Raw genomic sequence first — 22,202 nt, forward strand, 5'->3', positions numbered from 1 at the left:
AATGCTCAGCTTTGTCTCGCAAGCGCTTGTTCTTTCCAGTTTTTTGACGTTTAAAGCGCGCGCAGCGTGTATCATTGCGCCCGTCAGCCCCGCCGGGGCTTGTGGAATACCTCCATGGACTTACCCAGTAGTGACTCAGTACCCCGTTTTACCAATCATGAATTGACTGATTGATCCTTCCGGCGTGCCCCGCTGCTGGGAGTGGAGTTCGCCTATGACCGAAGTAGAAGTAAAGAAAACACAAGAAAGCCTGCAGGATCGCCTGGCTCAAGTCATCGAGCTGCTGCAGCGCCAGCGCGTGGTCGAAGACCTTACGCACCGCCAGGATGGCCCGAATAACAACCTGGTCGAAAACCTGGTTCACCGGCAAAACCTCGTCGAGTTGCAACGCAAGCTCGATGACCTGCACTCCGCCGACGTCGCCTATATTCTCGAAGCCTTGCCGCTGGATGATCGACTGACCCTATGGCAGTTGGTCAAGGCTGATCGTGACGGCGACATTCTCCTAGAAGTATCTGACTCAGTCCGTGAAACGCTGATCGCCGACATGGACGATCACGAGCTCTTGGCTGCGGCCAAGGAGATGGACGCCGACGAACTCGCTGACTTGGCTCCTGAGCTGCCGCGCGACGTCGTGCACGAGCTGATGGAAGCCCTCGATGGCCAGCAGCGTGAGCGCGTACGCTCCGCACTGTCCTATGACGAGGATCAGGTCGGCGCCCTGATGGACTTCGAGATGGTCACCATCCGAGAAGACGTCAGCCTGGAAGTCGTCTTGCGTTACCTGCGTCGACTTAAAGAGTTGCCAGGTCATACCGACAAGCTGTTTGTGGTCGATTACGAAGGCATCCTCAAGGGTGTGCTGCCGATCAAGCGTTTGCTGGTCAACGATCCGGATAAAAAAGTTGCTGACTTGATGGCCAGCGACACTGTGAGCTTTCACCCGGATGAAGATGCCTACGAGGCCGCCCAGGCGTTCGAGCGTTATGACTTGATTTCGGCGCCCGTGGTCGACAAGAACGGCAAGTTGATCGGCCGTCTGACCATCGATGAAATGGTCGACCTGATTCGTGAAGAGAGCGAGACCGAAGTTCTCAACATGGCGGGTCTGCGTGAAGAAGAAGATATTTTCGCATCGGTCTGGCGCTCGCTGCATAACCGTTGGGCGTGGCTGGCCGTTAACCTGATTACTGCGTTTATTGCTTCGCGGGTGATCGGGTTGTTTGAAGGTTCGATCGAGAAGCTGGTGGCGCTGGCGGCACTGATGCCGATTGTGGCCGGGATCGGCGGTAACTCGGGTAACCAGACTATTACCATGATCGTACGTGCCATGGCGCTGGATCAGGTAAGCACCGCCAATTCATCGCGCTTGCTGCGCAAGGAGCTTGCGGTAGGCCTGATCAACGGTCTTGTGTGGGGTGGGGTGATTGGTGTTGTGGCCTATTTGCTGTACGGCAGTTGGTCCCTTGGCGTCGTGATGACGGCTGCCATGACCCTCAACCTGCTCTTGGCGGCGTTGATGGGGGTGCTGATCCCTATGACCCTGGCCCGCCTGGGCCGTGATCCGGCAATGGGCGCCAGTGTGATGATTACCGCCATGACCGACAGCGGTGGCTTCTTTATCTTCTTGGGCCTGGCGACGATCTTCCTGCTCTGATTCATTCCGGCGGGGGCAGATCTGTCCCCGCATCTCCCGGCATTCCCTTCCCAAATTCCATGCAAAAAAAAGCCAGCACGTGGCTGGCTTCGGCTTTCAATTGCAGATCAATTGGCTTCTGCGGCCGCCTCAACGTCGTGCGCGATAAGCGAGACGAGAGCATTTTGCTGGCGGTGGGAGAGCTGACGAAAACGCTGCAGCAGTTCGCGTTCGTGCAGTGACAGCTCGGGGCTGTCCAGGCGCATGCTCAACTCTTCGCCCAGCGCACCTTCCTGAATAAGGCTCTGTTCCAGGCGTGCGATGATTTCGGAGTTCATGCTTCGGTGATGATTGCGAGCCACCTCGGCAATGCGTTCCCGCATTCCGTCTGGCAGACGTACGACGAACTTGTCAGCCGTACGGCTGGAATAAATTGCCTGTTTCAATGGGCGCATATATTTAACCGGTTAGTTCAGGGGAGCGGTTTTTGGAATTGGCCGCAAGATGTGTGTTAGGACAAGGTTCGCAGCCAAATGTTCAACCTGAATTGCAAAGAGGCCGCATCATGCCTCAGATTTGCCATTTCCTTGGCGTCAATTCTGTGACAAATATTGAACTGCCTAAAGGCTTTATGCCAGCACTCATTTGCATTTTTGCGGACTGGTTGGAAAACTTTTCTACGAGTGATTCCGTAGGGGAACTTCCAGCAAGTCCTGGCCACCACAGGGGTTTAGGCCCGCTATCCTATAGCAAAGTGGCCTTTTGCCCGCAGTTTTAAGACTAGTGGCATTTTGCCGATTTGCGAGGGCGAGGCGACATAAGGTCGGGAGGGGAGGGGTTAACGCAAAACCGGATCGAATTTGATTCGGCGACCCACGATTAGCGTGAGCAACAACAGGCTGGCGGATACGCCTGATGCAATGAGTGCGGTGGTTTGCTCGCCTTCAGAGCTAGCGCTCAGGCCGAAAATGCCGGTGGCGAGGGTCAGGCATAGAAACAGCCAGGCAGATTTGGTCATGAGTGGTTTCCTCAGAAAACCCAGTGTTCAGAGACGGGCGCAGCTTGATCGCCTTGAGTCAGGCGTACCTGCGATTGCACGTTTGGGGTCATCACTGCCAGCTGCGGGCGTTGTTGCAGGTGGTGTGGCACGGCCTGGCTGATCTGTGCGGGGTCATTCGTACCAGTCGTTTGAAAGTGAAACGTCACCAATGCAGCCAGGGCTACGGCATTGAGGCTCAACAGAAGGGCACTGTTCATGGTCATGTTCTCCGCTTGACGCCGTGGCTGAATGGGTCTTGTAGGAGAGGTATTGCAGGTCTTGTGCCAATCTATATATTCAATAAAATCAATGCCTTGAGTCTACTTTAAACGCTCTCTAGGTTGCAATTTGCAATGCTGGCATTTTAGGGGAGTGCATTTTGCACGATGGCGCCATGTGCCTGTGTTTACTGGGCAAAACCCGGATCGTCACAGGAGGGGTCGACCTACATTCAAAAAGCCAACGGACGACATGACAAAACCCACCTTGGCCGTTAACATGCACGCCGTCCGTCGCAGCGCCCTTGGCTTGGTGGCTGTCATTTGTCCCAGTAGCTCAATTGGATAGAGCATCCCCCTCCTAAGGGGAAGGTTGGCCGTTCGAACCGGCCCTGGGACACCAGATTCAAAGCCCCGCACAGAATATTCTGGCGGGGCTTTTTTGTGGGCGTTCAATGGGACGGGTCGAACCTTGCCGGTGTTCAGGGTTCACAGCAGGTGCGCGGTGTATTTATCGCCATTTGTGTACCTTGCAAGCAGTCGGGTAGCGTCTGAGCTGTTAAGCAAAATAATCCCCGGAAACAGCATTTGCTGCCTGTCCGGACCCTGCCACCCCGGACTATCATGCCGATAGCCCTGTCTCTCACCGCAAGGAGCCGCTCGGAACGCCGATGCGCCAGATCTGGAAATCTTTTCGAGCCCTTTATTTCGCCTCCTTGATGATGCTGATCGGCTCCGGCCTGCTCAGTACTTACCTGGCCTTGCGCCTGGCGGCCGACCATGTCGACAGTCTGTGGGTAGGTGCGCTGATGGCGGCCAACTACTTTGGCCTGGTGCTGGGTGGCAAGATCGGGCACCGCCTGATTGCCCGGGTCGGGCATATTCGTGCCTACGCCACGTGTGCCGGGATTGTCGGTGCGGCAGTGCTGGGCCACGGCCTGATCAACTGGCTGCCGGCCTGGATTGTGCTGCGGATGATTGTCGGCCTGGGGATGATGTGCCAGTACATGGTCATCGAGAGCTGGCTTAACGAGCAGGCGGACGCCAAGCAGCGTGGCGTGGTGTTCAGCGGCTATATGATTGCCTCTTACTTGGGGTTGGTGCTGGGGCAATTGATCCTGGTGATGCATCCCCAACTCGGCCTCGAACTGCTGATGTTGGTGGCACTGTGCTTTGCGTTGTGCCTGGTGCCGGTGGCCATGACCCGGCGTATTCACCCGGCGCCGCTGCATCCTGCGCCAATGGAGCCGCGCTTCTTTATAAAGCGCGTGCCGCAGTCGTTGAGTACGGTGTTGGGTGCGGGGCTGATCGTGGGCTCGTTCTACGGTTTGGCGCCGCTCTATGCATCGCAGCAAGGGCTGACGACGGAGCAGGTAGGTCTGTTCATGGGTAGCTGTATTTTTGCCGGATTGTTGGTGCAGTGGCCGCTGGGTTGGCTGTCGGACCGTTATGACCGCGCGCTGCTGATTCGCTGCTTTGCCCTCTGCCTCGCGGTGGCGGCGTTGCCGTTGGCGGTACTGACACAGGTGCCGCTGGAAGTGCTGTTTGTGGCTGGCTTCGTGTGTTCCCTGGTGCAGTTTTGCCTGTATCCGCTGGCAGTGGCGTTCTCCAACGACCACGTAGAGGGTGACCGCCGGGTGTCGCTCACGGCCATGTTGCTAGTGACCTATGGCGTGGGTGCCAGTGTCGGGCCGTTGCTGGCAGGTGTGGTCATGAAGATGTTTGGCAGCCACATGCTGTATGCGTTTTTCAGTGTGTGCGCGTTGATCCTGGTGTGGCGCATTCGGCCAAAAGCGGTGACCAACCTGCATCAGGTGGACGATGCACCGCTGCATCACGTGGCGATGCCCGACAGTATGTCCAGCTCTCCGTTGGTGGCTGCGCTTGATCCTCGGGTGGATGAGCAGGTGGTGCAAGACCAGATGCAAACCACCGCGCCAGAAGCTGAGGACGAACCGGAGCAATCGCCGGTGGAGTCGCCGGCCGCCGAAACTGAGCGTGAACCCGAGCATCCAGATCCGGACGACCACCCCCACGACTTGAGCAGGGCGCGCCCCTGAATGCAAAAACGGGCAGATCCCATCAGGATCTGCCCGTTTTTTTTGTCGCGATCTTTAGCTTTAAAAATCGTCGTCTTTGTCGAAGCGTCGTGCTTCACGCTGCAGTTGGTACACGAATCGCTCGACCTGGCGTTGTACCAGGCCACTCATATTGTGGAAGCGAACACCCGCAAAGGTGGTGTTGATCTTCTCTTCGAAGTGCAGGTAACGCAGTTCGACAGATGTGGTCATGCTGCCAAAGGGCAGGGCGGCGATAAAGCGGTCGTAGACCTGGCCCAGTTGCAGGCGCTCGGAGATATCCCCTTCAAAGCGCAGTTTGCAGCCGGTGGCGGATATATCCAGCAGCTTGCCAGCAATGGGAGCCTTTAGTTTCTCGCCGCCTATTTCGATATTGACCAGTTGGGCCAGCTTCAGGGCTGCGCGGAAGGCGTTGCGGCGCTGATGGTAGACCACCTCGTCGGGCATGCTGCCGGTATAGATGCGGTGACCGTCTTTTTCGCTGACGGTCATGGTGCCGCTGCTTTCCCAGGCAACGCGTACGCCTTCGTGGAAGCCTTCGATGCGGAAGGGTTCGCCGTTCTCAAGGTGGCGTTCGCCGTCGCGGGGGATCATCTCATCCAGGGCCACTGTACCGCTGTCGCGATCAACGTCCACCAGGTAACTCTGGAAGCGCTGGCTGCGTTCATGGAAGGTAATGATCAGCGGGTCATGGCTTTCTTGCAGCATCCGCAAGGTGCTGGCGATTTCCAGAGGCGTGGTGAGGACCTTGGGTGGCTGCGGTGCATCTTCCGCATTAAGGGCGTTGAACACGGTTCTTCCATCTCCAGACAAAATACAACTACACGCAAGAGCCAGCATTTTGCCAGCATGTAACACGCCTTGGATAGGCCGCGCTGTAAACGGGTGTCAGGCTTGGCTGCGGGTGCTTGGTTTGACCAGGCGTGAGGTGGAGCCTTGGGCGTTATACAGCGCCGGAGGCTCTCCGCCGTGAAGTATACGCAACTGGTTGGCGGTCGTAGCTTGCTGAATCTGGATCGACTGACCGTTGAGCAGGTTGGCTTCCTGGCACTGGGCGAGCAAAAGGTTGAGTTCTTTGCTCTGTGCCAGCAATTGATCGCCGACCGAGGAGTGACTGGCCAATTGCGCCAGACCGTCGTGGTCTGCCGGCAGGCCGAGGCTGATGAGGATCTGGCTGCGTTTTTTGCCGTGCTGTTCAAGCAGGACAATCAGCGACTGCTTGCGCGCCAGAATGTCTTCCAGCAGAGGCATGTCACGGCCGTAAAGCGCCAAGGATTCTTCCTTGAGCAGCTCAAGCAAGTGTTGGGTCGGCGCTAGATCATCAATGATCAGTTGAAGCAGATTTTCGTCGTGATGCATGGCTGGCCTTGGGGTTTAAGCGTCCAAAAGCCCGGCGCAGGCCTTTGCCTAGCGCTCGGCTTCGAAATTAAGCAGCTTGCTGGCTACACGGTTGCTGTCGACTTTATAGCTGCCATCAGCGATAGCCTGTTTCAACTCGGCCACGCGGGCTTTATTGACAACCGGTTGATCGCGCAGCGAGTCAGTGACCTTCTGCAACTGTTGAGCCTCATTGCTCAGGTGTACGGATTCCCCGCTCTGGCTGGCGCTGGCCTGTTCTGCCTTGACGGGCAGGGCCTGTGGCTTGGCCTCTACGCTGTCCTTGGCACCCGTGGTGCGCGTACTGCCGGGCAAAGCCTGGGAATTATTTAAACGGCTGAAATCGATGACCATGATAAAAAACCTCTGGGTATTTGGACGCTTGCCATGTTTTCGGCCATACCCGGACAAACTTTAGGCTCGATTGACAATAAACTGCACAGGCCGACATCCAGTCGACAGTGTAGGAAAAGCTGGCGCCCGATACCAGTAGTCTATAAAGCCACCTCGACTTGGCCAGGTGCTGTCACCCGTGCCTTGATCACGCGATTGGAATTAAGGTTCTTCACGCGGATCTGCTCACTCATGCCGCCGTTGGACAGCGCTTCCCCCGGCATTTTCACGTTCAGCGCGCCGCTGCTGGCGGAAATCACCACTTGATCACCCTTGCGAATGACTTCGGCCTGCTCCAGATGCACCAGCGTGATGACTTGGTCGGTGACCACTGGTCGGGTCAATTTTTGCCCGACAGCCTGGTCCAGTGACGTCAAATAGCCCTGGTTGATCATGCTGATGTCTCGCTCACGCAGCACAACATCGTCGAAACCGATGATGCCGGTGCGTTTCAGCGGACGAGCCACAACCACTACATCGCGAAACAGCTTCACCTGCGCCGGCACAAACACGGTCCAGGGGGACGCGCCCTCGCAGCGTACTTTCACCGTCACGCGGCCGATGGGTTGGGCGGGGCTTTCCAGGGACGCTGTCAATTCCTTGTCGCACATTGGCATGCGCAGGCGTGGGTCCAACTGGCTGACCTGGATTTCATAACGCCCAGGCGTCTGGGTGGTCGCCAGATAATCTTCTACAGTGAACTCAAGAAAGCCCTGAGTGACGCCGATAAGTAGATCAGGCAAGGTGACGTTGTCTGCGCGGGCCGTGGTGCCGAGGCTCAACGCGAGCAACGCCAGCGGTGCGCAGAGCAATCTACGGTACCGTGGTAATTGAAGGCGTCGGGAAACTGTCGTTTTAATATCCATAGCCAACAAATAGCAAAGCTCGTGCCGTTTAGTGTTGGGGGCGCGCTGTCCTCTAGGTATGGCTCAAGGTTTTAGCGTAGGAGTAAAGGCATGGCAGGTGTAATGGATTCAGTAAACCAGCGCACACAGCTGGTAGGGCAGAATCGCCTGGAGTTGTTGCTTTTTCGCCTGGACGGCAAGCAGTTATATGGCATCAACGTGTTCAAGGTGCGGGAGGTGCTGCAATGCCCCAAGCTGACGATCATGCCCAAATCCAGCCCGGTGGTGTGCGGCGTGGCCAATATCCGCGGTGCGACCATTCCGATTCTTGATCTGGCGCTGGCCACTGGCTCGCCCGCGTTGCAGGATCGCCAGAATCCCTTCGTGATCATCACTGAATACAACACCAAGACCCAGGGTTTCCTGGTGCGCTCGGTGGAACGTATCGTCAACATGAACTGGGAAGAAATTCATCCACCACCCAAGGGCACTGGCCGCGACCACTACCTCACGGCGGTGACGCGCGTTGATAACCAATTGGTGGAAATCATCGATGTGGAGAAGATCCTCGCCGAAGTCGCTCCCACCTCGGAATCGATTTCCGTGGGCGTGGTGGATGCCGAGACCGCACACAAGGCGATCTCCCTGCGCGTGCTGACGGTGGATGACTCGTCGGTGGCCCGCAAGCAGGTAACCCGTTGCCTGCAAACGGTCGGCGTCGAGGTTGTAGCCCTCAACGATGGTCGCCAGGCGTTGGATTACCTGCGCAAGTTGGCGGACGACGGCAAAAAGCCGGAAGAAGAGTTCTTGATGATGATCTCCGACATCGAAATGCCGGAAATGGACGGTTACACGCTCACGGCCGAGATACGTAACGATCCACGCATGCAAAAATTGCATATCATCCTGCATACTTCGTTGTCGGGTGTATTCAACCAGGCGATGGTCAAGAAGGTCGGTGCCGATGACTTTTTGGCCAAATTCCGGCCGGATGACCTGGCAGCCCGGGTAGTCGACCGGATCAAGGCAGCAGATCACGGCTAGGGGGATTTCCCCTGGCGGTCACACGATTTAAGAGGCGGTATCATTGTCTACGGGTAATTTGGATTTCGAACAATTCCGGGTCTTCCTGGAAAAAGCCTGTGGCATATTGCTCGGTGAAAACAAGCAGTACCTGGTATCCAGCCGTCTCAACAAGCTGATGGAACAGCAGGGCATCAAGTCGTTGGGCGAATTGGTCCAGCGTATCCAGGGCCAGCCGCGCAGCGGGCTCAAGGAAATGGTGGTGGATGCCATGACCACCAACGAAACCCTGTGGTTTCGCGATACCTATCCCTTTGAAGTGCTAAAGAGCAAGGTGCTGCCGGAAGCCATCAAGGCCAGCCCGGGCCAGCGCCTGCGCATCTGGTCGGCGGCCTGTTCTTCGGGGCAGGAACCGTACTCGATCTCGATGTCCATCGATGAGTTCGAACGGACCAACATGGGGCAGTTGAAGGCTGGCGCGCAAATCGTTGCCACCGACTTGTCCGGCACCATGCTTACCAACTGCAAGACCGGCGAGTACGACAGCTTGGCGCTGGGCCGAGGTCTGTCCCAAGAGCGTCTGCAACGTTACTTCGATCCGAAAGGGGCCGGGCGTTGGGCGGTCAAGGCGCCGATCAAGAGTCGCGTGGAGTTCCGTTCGTTCAACCTGCTCGACAGCTATGCCAGCCTGGGCAAGTTCGACATGGTGTTCTGCCGCAACGTGCTGATCTATTTCTCGGCCGAGGTGAAAAAAGACATCCTGTTGCGCATCCACGGCACTCTCAAGCGTGGTGGCTATTTGTTCCTCGGCGCTTCTGAAGCGCTGAACGGTCTGCCGGATCATTACCAGATGGTGCAGTGCAGCCCTGGGATCATCTATCAGGCTAAGTAAGTCGAGTTCACTCGGTCAAAAAATGTGGGAGCTGGCAAACCAGCTCCCACATTTTTTTTGCGGCAATCCTTCCTCGGGCGGCAATCCCCCATTGCCGCTTTACTGGCGCCACGCGGAAACACGTTGCCGCTTTTCTGGCATTGCCGCCGGCAATCGCCCCTCAAGCCCTTTAAATTCGGGCCCTCCATAAACTGGCACACACCTTGCTATAACCCTGTTAATGAAAAGCAGGTCAGCCTAAAGGTTTCCGCCATGAGCATCAGCTTCGATAAAGCGCTCGGTATCCACGAACAAGCCCTGGGCTTCCGCGCCCAGCGTGCCGAAGTCCTGGCCAACAACATTGCCAACGCCGACACCCCGAACTACAAGGCTCGGGACTTGGACTTCTCCGCCGTGCTCGCCGCACAGCAGGACAAGACCAAGAACGGCACCTTCGCCTTGAACATGACCAACAGCCGTCATATCGAAGCGCAAGGCCTGAGCAATGGTGACGAGTCGTTGCTGTACCGCACGCCGATGCAGCCGTCGATCGACCAGAACACCGTCGACGCCCAGTTGGAGCAATCGGCCTACGCCGAGAACTCGGTGAACTTCCAGGCCAGCTTCACCCTGCTCAACAGCAAATTCAAAGGGCTGATGTCAGCCCTGCGTGGAGAGTAAGCCATGTCCCTGTCCAGTGTTTTCAATATTGCCGGTAGTGGCATGAGCGCTCAGACCACCCGTCTGAACACCGTCGCCAGTAACATCGCCAACGCCGAAACCGTGTCTTCGAGCATTGACCAGACTTACCGCGCTCGTCATCCCGTGTTCGCCACCATGTTCCAGGCTGGCCAGAACGGCGGCAGCGATTCACTGTTCCAGGACCAGGGTAATGCCGGTTCCGGTGTGCAGGTGCTTGGCGTGGTCGAAGACCAGAGCAACCTCGAAGCCCGTTACGAGCCCAACCATCCCGCCGCGAACGAAAAGGGTTATGTCTACTACCCCAACGTCAACGTGGTCGAGGAAATGGCCGACATGATTTCCGCCAGCCGTTCGTTCCAGACCAACGCGGAAATGATGAACACCGCCAAAACCATGATGCAGAAGGTCCTGACCCTGGGTCAGTGATAAGGGGCACCGAATAATGGCCATTGTTGATACCTCATCAACCAACACCGCGGTCCAGGACCTTTTCAACAGCAAGGTCAAGACTGCGACCGACAACGTCGCTAGCGCTTCCAGTGCCGCCACGGGTAACCAGTCGCTGGGCAAGGACGCGTTTCTGCAACTGCTGGTGACTCAGCTGAAAAACCAGAACCCGCTGTCGCCTCAAGACAACGGTGCATTCGTGGCCCAGTTGGCGCAGTTCAGCAGCCTGGAAGGCATCAACACCCTGAACGACTCGGTGAATGCGATTTCCAGCAACTTCAGCTCGTCGCAAGCGCTGCAGGCTTCGTCGTTGGTGGGTCGTTCGATCATCACCCAGACCGACAAGGCCCTGGTGGATACCAGCAAGAGCATGACCGGGTCGGTGGCGGTGACGTCGGCAGTCGGCAACGTCTCCATCAAGATCACCGACAAAGACGGCAACGTGGTGCGCACCATCGACATGGGTGCCCAGAACGCCGGGAATTCGGACTTTATCTGGGACGGCAAAAACGACGCGGGTGAGGTTGCTCCAGCGGGTACCTACACCTTCGCGGCCACCACCAAGAATGACAAGGGCGACGCGGTTGCCCTGGCCACCTCGCTGCCAGCCACGGTCACCAGCGTGACCTTGAGCAAGACCGGCGGCGAAATGTTGCTGAACCTGGCAGGCGGCATGGGCAGCGTCAAGCTGTCGCAAATTCAGACTATCGGTACATAGAGCCGGCTAAATACGGCAGAGGGAGAGAAACATGTCTTTTAACATCGGCCTTAGCGGCCTCTATGCGGCCAACAAACAACTGGACGTGACCGGCAACAACATCGCCAACGTCGCGACCACTGGCTTCAAATCGTCCCGTGCGGAATTCGCCGACATCTACGCGGCGTCCAAACTGGGCACCGGCCAGAACAGCATCGGTAACGGTGTGAACCTGGCGGCAGTGTCCCAGCAGTTCACCCAAGGTGATGTGAACAACAGCGGCGGTATCCTGGACATGGCGATCCAGGGCGGTGGCTTCTTCGTGCAGAAGGCTAGCGACGGCTCGCTGGAGTACACCCGTAGCGGTGCTTTCCGTGCCGACAAAGACGGCTACATCACCAACAACACCGGTACTTCGCGCCTGCAAGGTTATGCGGCAGACGAGAACGGTAAAATCGTCAAGGGTGGCCTGGTCGACCTGCAGCTGAACTTGGCGAACCTGCCGCCGAAGGCATCCACCAAGGTGGATTCCACCAGTAACCTGAACTCCTCGGATCTGCCGATCGATCAGACACTCCACCCGTTTGATCCAACCAAGACCGACAGTTTCAACACCCAGTACTCCACCACGCTCTACGACACCCAGGGCAATGCCCACTCGATGGTGCAGTACATGGTCAAGACGGGTTCCAATACCTGGGATTCCTACACGTTGATTGACGGTCGTAACCCGGACGGCTCGGCGATCAGCGGCGCCGATCCTAGCGACCATACGGTGCCTGTGCCGTCCACCTTGACCTTTGATGGTTCCGGCAAACTCACCAAAATCGTGGGTGCCAACGTCACCGGTACCACGATGACCATTGACGATTGGAAGCCGGGTAGCATGGTCAATGGCACCTGGACGAGCAATGGCGCTGATGCCAACAAAGACGGGATTGCCGTCAACATGGGCAACATCACCCAGTACAACTCGGCCAGCTACCGTAACCCTCCGGTCACCGATGGCTACGCCACCGGCCAGATCACTGGCCTGAAAATCGACGGCAGCGGCGTGCTGTTCGCCACGTTCAGCAACCAGCAGAGCAAGGCCATCGGCCAGATCTCTCTGGCCAGCTTCAACAACGAACAGGGCCTGCAGCCAGCCGGCGGCACTACCTGGAGAGAGACTTTCGCCTCGGGTCAGCCAGGCTTTGACAGCCCGCAAGCGGGTACCCTGGGTTCGATCGTGGCCAACTCCCTGGAGAACTCCAACGTCAACCTGACCAACGAGCTGGTGGACCTGATCAAGGCCCAGAGCAACTATCAGGCGAACGCCAAGACCATCTCTACCCAGAGCACCATCATGCAGACCATCATCCAGATGACCTGATGCGGTAGCGCTCCACAAGAAGCCCCTCACACGAGGGGCTTTTTTGTGGGCGTGTAGTGAGCGGGCTTGCCCCGCGCTGGGTGGCGAAGCCGCCCTAAACCCAGGCAACTCGGTCTTCCTAAAACACTGCGGCGGTCTTATTGGGGCGGCTCCGCCACCCAGCGCGGGCAAGCCCGCTCACTACAGTGCGGGCAAAAGAAAACCCCCGGCAAACCCAAAGGGCTTGGCGGGGGTTCGTTTACCAGCTCAGCTTATTGGCAAGCTTCGCAATCCGGCTCGTCAATTGCGCAGGCCTTTGGCACTGGCGCCGGGCCGGCTGGAGCGGCGAGTACCGAGTCATCACCGTGGTTGCCGCCGCTGGAAACAGCGTTCAGCTTACCGGTGTTGATGGTCGATTTCTCGGTGCTGGTCGCAGCCAGGGCACGGAGGTAGTAGGTGGTTTTCAGGCCACGGTACCAAGCCATGCGGTAGGTCACGTCCAGCTTCTTGCCCGAAGCGCCGGCGATGTACAGGTTCAGGGACTGAGCCTGGTCGATCCACTTCTGACGACGGCTGGCGGCGTCAACGATCCACTTGGTGTCCACTTCGAAGGCAGTCGCGTAGAGCTCTTTGAGTTCTTGCGGGATGCGTTCGATCTGCTGCACGGAACCGTCGTAGTACTTCAGGTCGTTGATCATGACCGAGTCCCACAGGCCGCGGGCCTTGAGGTCGCGAACCAGGTACGGGTTGATCACGGTGAATTCGCCCGACAGGTTCGATTTCACATACAGGTTCTGGTAGGTCGGTTCGATCGACTGCGATACGCCGGTGATGTTGGCGATGGTGGCGGTCGGTGCGATGGCCATGATGTTGGAGTTACGAATACCTTTTTGCACACGGGCACGTACCGGTGCCCAGTCCAGGGTTTCGTTCAGGTCAACGTCGATGTACTTCTGGCCACGGGCTTCGATCAGGATCTGTTGCGAATCCAGCGGCAGGATGCCCTTGGACCACAGCGAACCCTGGAACGTCTCGTAGGCACCGCGCTCGTCGGCCAGGTCGCAGGAAGCCTGGATCGCGTAGTAGCTGACCGCTTCCATGGACTTGTCGGCGAACTCGACCGCAGCATCCGAACCGTAAGGAATGTGCTGCAGGTACAGTGCGTCCTGGAAGCCCATGATGCCCAGGCCCACTGGACGGTGCTTGAAGTTGGAGTTCTGCGCCTGTGGCACCGAGTAGTAGTTGATGTCGATAACGTTATCGAGCATGCGAACGGCGGTGTTGACGGTGCGTTCCAGCTTGGCGGTGTCCAGCTTGCCGTTGACGATGTGGTTCGGCAGGTTGATCGAGCCCAGGTTGCAAACGGCGATCTCGTCCTTGTTGGTGTTCAAGGTGATCTCGGTGCACAGGTTCGAGCTGTGGACCACGCCCACGTGCTGCTGCGGGCTGCGCAGGTTGCACGGGTCTTTGAAGGTCAGCCATGGGTGGCCGGTTTCAAACAGCATGGACAGCATTTTGCGCCACAGGTCTTTGGCCTGGATGGTCTTGAACAGCTTGATCTTGCCAGGGTACTGAGCCAGGGCTTCGTAGTACTCGTAGCGCTCTTCGAAGGCCTTGCCGGTCAGGTCGTGCAGGTCCGGAACTTCGGATGGCGAGAACAGGGTCCATTGGCCGTCATCGAAGACGCGCTTCATGAACAGGTCAGGGATCCAGTTGGCGGTGTTCATGTCGTGGGTGCGACGACGGTCATCACCGGTGTTCTTGCGCAGCTCGATGAACTCTTCAATGTCCATGTGCCAGGTTTCCAGGTAGGCACACACAGCGCCTTTGCGCTTGCCACCCTGGTTCACGGCTACAGCGGTGTCGTTCACCACTTTCAGGAACGGTACAACGCCCTGGGACTTGCCGTTGGTGCCCTTGATGTACGAACCCAGTGCGCGCACCGGGGTCCAGTCGTTACCCAGGCCGCCAGCGAATTTGGACAACATGGCGTTGTCGTGGATCGCGTGGTAGATGCCCGACAGGTCATCCGGCACGGTGGTCAGGTAGCAGCTGGACAGCTGTGGACGCAGGGTGCCAGCGTTGAACAGGGTCGGGGTCGACGACATGTAGTCGAAGGACGACAGCAGGTTGTAGAACTCGATGGCACGGTCTTCTTTGTGCTTCTCTTCGATCGCCAGGCCCATGGCCACGCGCATGAAGAACACTTGCGGCAGTTCGAAGCGGATACCGTCCTTGTGGATGAAGTAACGGTCGTACAGGGTCTGCAGGCCCAGGTAGGTGAACTGCTGGTCACGCTCGTGGTTGATTGCCTTGCCGAGTTTTTCCAGGTCGAAGGTGGCCAGGACAGGGTTCAGCAATTCGAATTCGATACCCTTGGCGATGTAGGCAGGCAGGGCCTTGGCGTACAGGTCAGCCATTTCGTGGTGGGTGGCGCTTTCGGCGACTTTCAGGAAGCCCAGGCCTTCGGCACGCAGGGTGTCCATCAACAGGCGCGCGGTCACGAACGAGTAGTTCGGCTCACGCTCAACCAGGGTACGGGCGGTCATCACCAGGGCGGTGTTGACGTCGGTCAGGGCCACGCCGTCGTACAGGTTCTTCAGGGTTTCGCGCTGAATCAGGTCACCGTCGACTTCTTCCAGGCCTTCGCAGGCTTCGGTGACGATGGTGTTCAGGCGGCCCAGGTCCAGTGGTGCAAAGGTACCGTCGGCCAGGGTGATGCGGATCGATGGGTGAGCTTGTACCGCCGCTTCTTCCGCTGGAGTGCGTACAGCGCGTTCCTTGGAACGGGCGTCACGGTAGATCACGTAGTCGCGGGCTACTTTCTGCTCGCCGGCACGCATCAGGGCCAGTTCGACCTGGTCCTGGATTTCTTCGATGTGGATGGTGCCGCCCGAAGGCATGCGACGCTTGAAAGTTGCGGTGACTTGTTCGGTCAGGCGGGCAACGGTGTCGTGGATGCGCGACGAGGCAGCAGCGGTGCCGCCTTCAACTGCAAGAAACGCTTTGGTGATGGCGACGGTGATTTTGTCATCGGTGTAAGGAACGACAGTGCCGTTACGCTTGATCACACGCAGTTGGCCGGGTGCAGTGGCGGACAGATCCAGGTTCGAATCAGCGGCCTGCGGCACGGAGCCTTGCGGGTTCTCGCGAGTTGTGTCGGTTTGCATGGGGGGTTGTCTCCACATTCTATATTTATTTGGGCACCATCACGGTGCCCACCGTTCCGTCCTGAAGCACTTACAGCAGGCCTGGGCCTGGCATAACAACTTCGGGACAGGAGGAAGGGAGCTGTTCGCGCCGCTTCCATGCCGAAGTCTTCGGTTCGGGGCTGAAAAAGCCCTTGGCCGTATTCCTGATGGGTGACAGTTGCCAGGTTCAAGCACTGCAACACCCGTACCGTTTTGCGCTGTAGGAGCTGGAAAACGGCTGCCATCCGCGTGCGCGGTTTGGGCTTTGAAAAAATGCTTTGGTTCAACCAAACGGGAGCAAGAAAGGGCTTGAGTTTCTTGTCTGATCTGTGTTTGGTTTTTCGCTTAAAACCCTACATGTAGGGTTTTTTTAGCGCCGAGGTACAAGATAATGCGTTTTGGGGGGCTTAGCAACGCACTACCTGTGGATAACGCTGTGGGTAAAATGTGTATGAATCGTGGAACACCCGTGTAGGCCGCATTACTGCTGGATTCGGCCGTTTGTCACCGAATATTCCAAGATAAAAACAGCCGGTTGGATTTTTGAGGGCGCGAACCCTATCACAAAAAAACGCGATCACCGAATGGATTTCCTGGCTTGTGCTAGAGGGGCGGCGCATGGCTACAATCGGCCTCAGTTATGCCCTCAAAACATTACAAATAAGGTATGGCCCGTGGAGCAAGAAGCCTGGCAGGTATTGATTGTCGAAGATGACCAGCGACTCGCCGAGTTGACCCGCGACTATCTGGAGAGCAACGGCCTGCGGGTATCGATAGAAGGCGATGGGGTGCTGGCAGCCGCGCGTATCATTGCCGAGCAACCAGACCTGGTAATCCTCGACCTGATGCTGCCCGGCGAAGACGGCCTGAGCATCTGCCGCAAGGTACGCGAGCGCTATGACGGCGTGATCCTGATGCTCACCGCCCGCACCGACGACATGGACCAAGTGCTTGGCCTGGACATGGGCGCCGACGACTACGTATGCAAACCCGTGCGCCCGCGCCTGTTGCTGGCGCGCATTCAGGCCCTGTTGCGGCGCAGTGAACCGGCGGAGCCGGCCACCGTGGAAAGCCAGCGCCGCCTGCAATTCGGCCCGCTGGTGGTGGACAACGCCCTGCGCGAGGCCTGGTTGCACGAGGGCGGCATCGAGCTGACCAGCGCCGAATTCGACCTCTTATGGCTGTTGGTGGCAAACGCCGGGCGCATCCTGTCCCGCGAAGAAATCTTCATCGCCCTGCGCGGCATCGGCTATGACGGCCAGGACCGCTCCATCGATGTGCGCATCTCGCGCATTCGTCCCAAGATCGGCGACGACCCGATCCACCCTCGCCTGATCAAGACCATTCGCAGCAAAGGTTACTTGTTCGTCCCCGAAGCCGCCGCCGACATGCCACTGTGAACTCGATCTTCCTGCGCATCTATGGCGGCATGTGCGCGGCGCTGATCCTGGTGGCGCTGCTCGGCGTGTTGGCCCTGCACCTGCTCAATGAGGTGCGCAGCGGCCAATACCGCGAGCGCCTGGCCCACGGCACGTTCGCCTTGATGGGCGATAACCTGCAGCCCATGAGTCCCATCGAACGCCAACGTGCCTTGGCGGTGTGGGAGCGGTTGCTGGGGATTCCCCTGGAGCTGCGCAGCCTTACCGATGCTCAGCTAGACCTCAGCCAGCGCACCCGCTTGCAACGCGGCCAGGTGCTGGTGGAGCAGACCGGGCCCCACGCGGCGCGGGTGCTGCGTTTGGTCAGCGAGCGAGAGCAACTCGTGCTGACGGGCGAAGTGCAGCAAATCAGTGAGCAACTGGCACGGGCAACTATTTACCTGCTGGCCGATGAGTTGGTGCGTTTCCCGGTGGCGGAGCAGCCGCAACGCCTGGCGGACCTCAAGGAAGCCAAGGGGTTTGGCTTTGAGATGCACCTGATGACCCTAGATCAGGCTGATATGGATGACGACCAGCGTCGTCGCGTATCGGAGGGTGACACGGTGATGGCCCTGGGCAAGGGTGGCGATTCGATCCGCGTGTTTGCCGGCATGGTCGGCACACCGTGGGTGCTGGAGATCGGTCCGCTGTTTCAAATGAACCCGTACCCGGCGCAATGGCTGATCCTGATCGCCTTGATCGGCCTGACCCTGATCGGCTTGATCGTCTATCTATTGGTGCGCCAACTGGAGCGCCGGCTCAGAGGCTTGGAAGCCGCCGCCACGCGCATCGCCAAGGGCAACCTCGAAGTGCGCGTCCCCGCTCGTGGTGCCGACTCGGTGGGGCGCCTGGCTGCCGCGTTCAATGGCATGGCCGAGCACTTGCAGCAGTTGCTGGCCATCCAGCGCGAATTGGTCCGGGCCGTGTCCCACGAATTGCGCACCCCGGTGGCACGTTTGCGTTTTGGCCTGGAGATGATCGGCGACGCCGCCACTCCCGAGGCCCGGCATAAATATATGGAAGGCATGGACAACGATATCCAGGACCTGGATGGCCTGGTGGACGAAATGCTTACTTATGCGCGTCTGGAGCAAGGTGCGCCGGAGCTTAATTTCCAGCGGGTCGACCTCAATGCACTGCTCGATCAAGTGATCGATGAGTTATCGCCATTGCGCCCGCAGGTCTCGGTCACCCGAGGCATTTGCTTGTCTTCGGCGCATTGGGACGATGCCTGGGTCGACGCAGAACCGCGCTACCTGCACCGTGCCCTGCAAAACCTGGTGAGCAATGCGATGCGCCACGCCCAGGGCCAGGTGTTGATCAGTTACCAGGTGGGCCAGGTGCGTTGCCGCATCGACGTGGAGGACGACGGCCCCGGCGTGCCGGAAAGCGCTTGGGAACGCATCTTCACGCCCTTCCTGCGTTTGGACGACAGCCGTACCCGCGCTTCGGGCGGTCATGGCCTGGGGTTGTCGATCGTGCGGCGGATAATCTATTGGCATGCTGGGCGGGCGTTGATCAGCAAGAGCAATAACCTGGGTGGGGCGTGCTTCAGCTTGAGTTGGCCTCGGGATCAGGAGAAACCCTGATTCCGCTTTCGCGAGCAAGCCCGCTCCCACATTTTGATGTGTGAATACAGTTAAATGTGGGAGCTGGCTTGCCTGCGATAGCGGTCTATCAGGCGCTGATGGCCACCAAGCTCAACAACTGCCCATCCGCCACCGCAAACTGCCCCACCAACTCCGTGCCATCACGCCACTCGCTGGATAAGTCCGTGAGCAATCGCAATCGCACCACCCCTGACTCAGACCACTCCACCACCTCGGCATGCTCAAAGTAGAAGCGCTTCTGCACGATGGGGTAGAGGGCCTTGAACAGACTCTCCTTGGCTGAAAACGTCAGCGTCACCAGCAGCGCCATCTGCTCGCGCGGTATCAAGGCCATACGCTGCATTTCATCGGCCGTGAGAATTTCCCCCGCCAAGCGCTCGGCCCGCTCCAGGCTCAGCACATTCTCCAGGTCCATGCCCAGCCCGCGCCACTGCGCCTTGTGCCCGACAATCGCCGCCGCATGCCCGGTGCTGTGGGTGATGGAACCGCTGATATGCCCAGGCCACACCGGTGCACGGTCTTCGCCGATGGCGGGGATGAAGTCCAGATGATCGAGTTGTTGCAGCGCGGCGCGCGCGCATAACCGACCGGCCAGGAACTCCGCCTGACGCTTGGCCACCGAACGCTGGATGCTGGCCGGCGGCGGTACGGCGGTGCGCTGGAAATCGCCCTCTGCCAGCAAGGCAGGATCAAAGCGCGTGCTGAGAAACACCGTGCCCGGCAAAGCGGTAGGCAACGGCCAATGGGCGTCAAGTGGGGTGCAGCAGGCGGGTAGGGGAGTCATGGGGGATAGTTTGCCGAGTTGCTGCGCCAGAGGCTAGCCCGCAACGGTTCAGCTGAGGTTCAGAGCCTGTTCAGGGGGAGTTCAGGGGGCGCTGCGTAGTCTGGCCTCAACAGCCAAATGCACCGAGGCAAGCACCATGACTGCGATCAAAAAGCTGATGTTGGCGTTAACCATGCTCAGTGCCACCGCTGGGGTCCAGGCCTCCGATAGCGACTTTGCTGCATTCGGTAGCCAGAAAACCAAGAAATCCAGCACGTTGATCCAGCGTGTCAGCGTTGAAGATGCCGGCAGCCAGCCGACGCCATGGGGCCAGTCGCTGGGCCTCACCGCGCCACAGCCAGCCTATCGCGCCGGTTATGAACACCTGACTGGCCAGTACAATGGCATTAAACTGCGCCCGCAAGACCTGCAGGGCCGCTATGATATCCCTCTGTCGGACAGTTGATTTGCTTTGGAGAGCCTTATGAAATTGCTGGTGGTGGAAGATGAAGCGCTGCTGCGTCATCACCTGTTGACCCGCCTGACCGACAGTGGGCATGTGGTCGAGGCCGTGGCCAATGCCGAGGAAGCCCTGTACCAGACCGGCCAATTCAACCACGACCTGGCGATCATCGACCTGGGCCTGCCCGGCATGGGCGGCCTGGACCTGATCCGCCAACTGCGCACCCAGGCCAAGACGTTCCCGATCCTGATCCTCACCGCACGCGGCAACTGGCAGGACAAGGTCGAAGGCCTGGCTGCCGGCGCCGACGACTACGTGGTCAAGCCCTTCCAGTTCGAAGAGCTCGAAGCGCGGATGAACGCCTTGCTGCGCCGCTCCAGCGGGTTTACCCAATCGACCATCGTTGCCGGGCCCTTGCTGCTGGACCTCAATCGCAAGCAGGCGTCCCTCGACGAACAGCCTTTGGCGCTGACTGCCTACGAATACCGCATCCTCGAATACCTGATGCGTCATCACCAACAAGTGGTCGCCAAGGACCGTTTGATGGAACAACTCTACCCCGATGACGACGAGCGCGATCCGAACGTCATCGAAGTGCTGGTCGGCCGTTTGCGTCGCAAACTGGAAGGCCCTGCAGGGTTCAAGCCGATCGATACCGTGCGTGGCCTGGGCTACCTGTTCAATGAGCGCTGCCGTTGATTCGCTCGCTACGCGTGCGCCTGATGCTGGCGGCCGCCACGCTGGCCGTACTGTTTATGCTGGGTTTGTTGCCGGCCATGCAGGGTGCGTTCAGCCTGGCGTTGCAGGATTCCATCGAGCAGCGCCTGGCATCGGACGTCACCACGTTGATCTCCGCTGCGCGGGTGGAAAACAACCGCCTGTTGATGCCGGCGCAGTTGCCGGACGAACGCTTCAACCTCACCGATAGCCGGCTGCTCGGCTATATCTACGACCGCGAGGGCCACCTGGTATGGCGCTCGCGGGCGACCAAAGAAGAAAACATCAACTACAAGCCGCGCTACGACGGGCGCGGTAATGAATTTGCGCGGATCCGTGAAGCGAACGGCCAGGAATTCTTCGTCTATGACGTCGAGGTCAAGCTGCTTGGCGGCAAGAGCGCGGCGTTCAGTATCGTTGCCCTGCAACCGGTGCGTGAATACCAACTGACCCTGGAAGGCCTGCGGGAAAACCTCTACCTGGGTTTCGGCGCGGCCTTGCTGGTGCTGCTGACCTTGCTGTGGCTGGGCCTGACGTGGGGCCTGCAAGCCTTGCGGCGCCTGAGCCAGGAGCTTGACCAGATCGAAGGCGGCACCCGTGAAAGCCTTTCCGAAGAACACCCCCGCGAACTGCTGCGCCTCACCGGTTCCCTTAACCGCCTGTTGGCCAGTGAGCGCGAGCAGCGGGCGCGCTACCGCGATTCCCTCGACGACTTGGCCCACAGCCTGAAAACCCCGCTCGCCGTGTTGCAGGGCGTCAGCGAGGACATGGCCCAGCGTCCCGAAGACCGCGACCAGGCCTGGGTGCTGCAATCGCAGATCGAGCGCATGAGCCAGCAGATCAGCTACCAGTTGCAGCGCGCCAGCCTGCGCAAAAGTGGCCTGGTGCGCCATCAGGTGCGCCTGGAACCGGTGCTGCAAAGCCTGTGCGATACGCTGGACAAGGTTTATCGCGATAAACGCGTCACCGTTTCCTTTGACTTGCCGCCAGAGTGTGATGTGCCGATTGAGAAGGGCGCCTTGCTGGAATTACTCGGCAACCTGCTGGAAAACGCCTACCGCCTGTGCCTGAGCGAGGTGCGTATTCGCCTGGTCGAAAGCCTGGAAGGGACTGAGTTGTGTATCGAGGATGACGGCCCCGGTGTGCCGCCGGATCAGCGTGCGCGGATACTGCAACGGGGTGAGCGGTTGGACCGCCAGCATCCGGGGCAGGGGATCGGGCTGGCGGTGGTCAAGGACATTATTGAAAGCTACGGCGCGCGACTGACTTTGGGGGATTCGCCGTTGGGTGGTGCTGCCTTCAAGATTCACTTTCCGGCTGTTTGATCTTCATTGGTCATGCTGGCCCTATCGCAGGCAACGCA

Annotated in this window: 22 protein-coding genes and 1 tRNA gene; 14 read left to right on the forward strand and 9 right to left on the reverse strand. The window is 58.8% G+C overall.

Annotated elements, in window-relative coordinates:
* Positions 1 to 214 precede the first annotated feature (214 nt).
* On the forward strand, positions 215 to 1,657 hold the full coding sequence (gene mgtE, locus CFE47_RS27510) for a magnesium transporter (protein ID WP_135291620.1): 1,443 nt from the start codon (positions 215 to 217) through the stop codon (positions 1,655 to 1,657).
* Positions 1,658 to 1,764: 107 nt separating this feature from the next.
* On the opposite strand, the gene CFE47_RS27515 is transcribed toward mgtE, so the two are convergent.
* The 3 genes from CFE47_RS27515 to CFE47_RS27525 all read right to left on the reverse strand — a co-directional run bounded on the left by CFE47_RS27515 (position 1,765) and on the right by CFE47_RS27525 (position 2,893).
* Complete coding sequence (locus CFE47_RS27515) at positions 1,765 to 2,091, reverse strand: Arc family DNA-binding protein (protein ID WP_003193592.1); 327 nt, start codon at positions 2,089 to 2,091, stop codon at positions 1,765 to 1,767.
* A gap of 383 nt (positions 2,092 to 2,474) precedes the next feature.
* On the reverse strand, positions 2,475 to 2,654 hold the full coding sequence (locus CFE47_RS27520) for a PA3371 family protein (RefSeq protein WP_286841863.1): 180 nt from the start codon (positions 2,652 to 2,654) through the stop codon (positions 2,475 to 2,477).
* An 11-nt stretch (positions 2,655 to 2,665) separates the two neighbouring features.
* Entirely contained in the window at positions 2,666 to 2,893 is a 228-nt protein-coding gene (locus tag CFE47_RS27525) for a hypothetical protein (protein WP_185703188.1), read from the reverse strand.
* Positions 2,894 to 3,219: 326 nt separating this feature from the next.
* Here CFE47_RS27525 and CFE47_RS27530 point away from each other — a divergent pair.
* Positions 3,220 to 3,296, forward strand: a tRNA-Arg gene (locus CFE47_RS27530).
* 268 nt (positions 3,297 to 3,564) lie between these two features.
* On the forward strand, positions 3,565 to 4,953 hold the full coding sequence (locus tag CFE47_RS27535; RefSeq protein ID WP_286841865.1) for an MFS transporter: 1,389 nt from the start codon (positions 3,565 to 3,567) through the stop codon (positions 4,951 to 4,953).
* Positions 4,954 to 5,013: 60 nt separating this feature from the next.
* Here the strand turns inward: CFE47_RS27535 and CFE47_RS27540 are convergent, their stop codons facing one another.
* The 4 genes from CFE47_RS27540 to flgA all read right to left on the reverse strand — a co-directional run bounded on the left by CFE47_RS27540 (position 5,014) and on the right by flgA (position 7,607).
* The gene (locus CFE47_RS27540; protein ID WP_185703192.1) at positions 5,014 to 5,763 is read right to left on the reverse strand and encodes a flagellar brake protein; all 750 of its coding nucleotides are present in this window, start codon (positions 5,761 to 5,763) and stop codon (positions 5,014 to 5,016) included.
* A 96-nt stretch (positions 5,764 to 5,859) separates the two neighbouring features.
* Complete coding sequence (locus CFE47_RS27545; protein WP_185703194.1) at positions 5,860 to 6,330, reverse strand: flagella synthesis protein FlgN; 471 nt, start codon at positions 6,328 to 6,330, stop codon at positions 5,860 to 5,862.
* Positions 6,331 to 6,378: 48 nt separating this feature from the next.
* Entirely contained in the window at positions 6,379 to 6,702 is a 324-nt protein-coding gene (gene flgM / locus CFE47_RS27550; RefSeq protein ID WP_286841869.1) for a flagellar biosynthesis anti-sigma factor FlgM, read from the reverse strand.
* A 140-nt stretch (positions 6,703 to 6,842) separates the two neighbouring features.
* Complete coding sequence (gene flgA, locus CFE47_RS27555) at positions 6,843 to 7,607, reverse strand: flagellar basal body P-ring formation chaperone FlgA (protein WP_286841871.1); 765 nt, start codon at positions 7,605 to 7,607, stop codon at positions 6,843 to 6,845.
* A gap of 90 nt (positions 7,608 to 7,697) precedes the next feature.
* Between flgA and CFE47_RS27560 the strand changes: the two genes are divergently transcribed.
* The 6 genes from CFE47_RS27560 to flgE all read left to right on the forward strand — a co-directional run bounded on the left by CFE47_RS27560 (position 7,698) and on the right by flgE (position 12,698).
* Complete coding sequence (locus CFE47_RS27560; protein ID WP_185703200.1) at positions 7,698 to 8,630, forward strand: chemotaxis protein CheV; 933 nt, start codon at positions 7,698 to 7,700, stop codon at positions 8,628 to 8,630.
* A gap of 43 nt (positions 8,631 to 8,673) precedes the next feature.
* Positions 8,674 to 9,501 carry a protein-glutamate O-methyltransferase CheR gene (gene cheR / locus CFE47_RS27565; protein WP_016979774.1) on the forward strand — a complete coding sequence of 276 codons (828 nt, stop codon included), beginning with the start codon at positions 8,674 to 8,676 and terminating at the stop codon, positions 9,499 to 9,501.
* A gap of 252 nt (positions 9,502 to 9,753) precedes the next feature.
* A complete protein-coding gene (flgB, locus tag CFE47_RS27570; RefSeq protein WP_010208346.1) occupies positions 9,754 to 10,161 on the forward strand; it encodes a flagellar basal body rod protein FlgB in 408 nt (135 codons plus the stop codon).
* A 3-nt stretch (positions 10,162 to 10,164) separates the two neighbouring features.
* On the forward strand, positions 10,165 to 10,608 hold the full coding sequence (gene flgC / locus CFE47_RS27575; RefSeq protein WP_185703202.1) for a flagellar basal body rod protein FlgC: 444 nt from the start codon (positions 10,165 to 10,167) through the stop codon (positions 10,606 to 10,608).
* A gap of 16 nt (positions 10,609 to 10,624) precedes the next feature.
* Positions 10,625 to 11,347 (forward strand): flagellar hook assembly protein FlgD, encoded by a 723-nt coding sequence (flgD, locus tag CFE47_RS27580; protein WP_185703205.1) that lies wholly within the window; start codon positions 10,625 to 10,627, stop codon positions 11,345 to 11,347.
* A 31-nt stretch (positions 11,348 to 11,378) separates the two neighbouring features.
* A complete protein-coding gene (flgE, locus tag CFE47_RS27585; protein ID WP_286841876.1) occupies positions 11,379 to 12,698 on the forward strand; it encodes a flagellar hook protein FlgE in 1,320 nt (439 codons plus the stop codon).
* A 251-nt stretch (positions 12,699 to 12,949) separates the two neighbouring features.
* Here the strand turns inward: flgE and CFE47_RS27590 are convergent, their stop codons facing one another.
* Positions 12,950 to 15,847 (reverse strand): ribonucleoside-diphosphate reductase subunit alpha, encoded by a 2,898-nt coding sequence (locus CFE47_RS27590; protein WP_185703209.1) that lies wholly within the window; start codon positions 15,845 to 15,847, stop codon positions 12,950 to 12,952.
* A 695-nt stretch (positions 15,848 to 16,542) separates the two neighbouring features.
* Between CFE47_RS27590 and CFE47_RS27595 the strand changes: the two genes are divergently transcribed.
* Together CFE47_RS27595 and CFE47_RS27600 are read left to right on the forward strand one after the other, a co-directional pair.
* Complete coding sequence (locus CFE47_RS27595; protein WP_286841878.1) at positions 16,543 to 17,268, forward strand: response regulator; 726 nt, start codon at positions 16,543 to 16,545, stop codon at positions 17,266 to 17,268.
* A complete protein-coding gene (locus CFE47_RS27600; RefSeq protein ID WP_286841880.1) occupies positions 17,265 to 18,875 on the forward strand; it encodes an ATP-binding protein in 1,611 nt (536 codons plus the stop codon). Before CFE47_RS27595 ends, CFE47_RS27600 begins: the two co-directional genes overlap by 4 nt.
* 88 nt (positions 18,876 to 18,963) lie before the next feature.
* Here CFE47_RS27600 and CFE47_RS27605 read toward each other — a convergent pair whose 3' ends face one another.
* Positions 18,964 to 19,680, reverse strand: a complete 717-nt coding sequence (locus tag CFE47_RS27605; protein WP_286841882.1) for a 4'-phosphopantetheinyl transferase family protein — start codon at positions 19,678 to 19,680, stop codon at positions 18,964 to 18,966.
* Positions 19,681 to 19,816: 136 nt separating this feature from the next.
* Here CFE47_RS27605 and CFE47_RS27610 point away from each other — a divergent pair, with 136 nt between their 5' ends.
* The 3 genes from CFE47_RS27610 to CFE47_RS27620 are packed head-to-tail and all read left to right on the forward strand — an operon-like array spanning position 19,817 to position 22,164.
* Positions 19,817 to 20,125: a hypothetical protein gene (locus CFE47_RS27610; protein WP_286841884.1), complete on the forward strand. Its 309-nt coding sequence runs from the start codon at positions 19,817 to 19,819 to the stop codon at positions 20,123 to 20,125.
* Between the two features lie 18 nt (positions 20,126 to 20,143).
* Positions 20,144 to 20,821, forward strand: coding sequence for a response regulator transcription factor (locus CFE47_RS27615; protein WP_016973689.1), 678 nt, complete (start codon positions 20,144 to 20,146; stop codon positions 20,819 to 20,821).
* Positions 20,818 to 22,164, forward strand: a complete 1,347-nt coding sequence (locus tag CFE47_RS27620; RefSeq protein WP_286841887.1) for an ATP-binding protein — start codon at positions 20,818 to 20,820, stop codon at positions 22,162 to 22,164. The genes CFE47_RS27615 and CFE47_RS27620 overlap by 4 nt, the downstream gene beginning before the upstream one ends.
* The last annotated feature ends 38 nt before the right edge of the window (positions 22,165 to 22,202 follow it).

The sequence above is a fragment of the Pseudomonas sp. PGPPP1 genome, from assembly GCF_002255865.1.
GTDB classification, from domain to species: domain Bacteria; phylum Pseudomonadota; class Gammaproteobacteria; order Pseudomonadales; family Pseudomonadaceae; genus Aquipseudomonas; species Aquipseudomonas cremoris.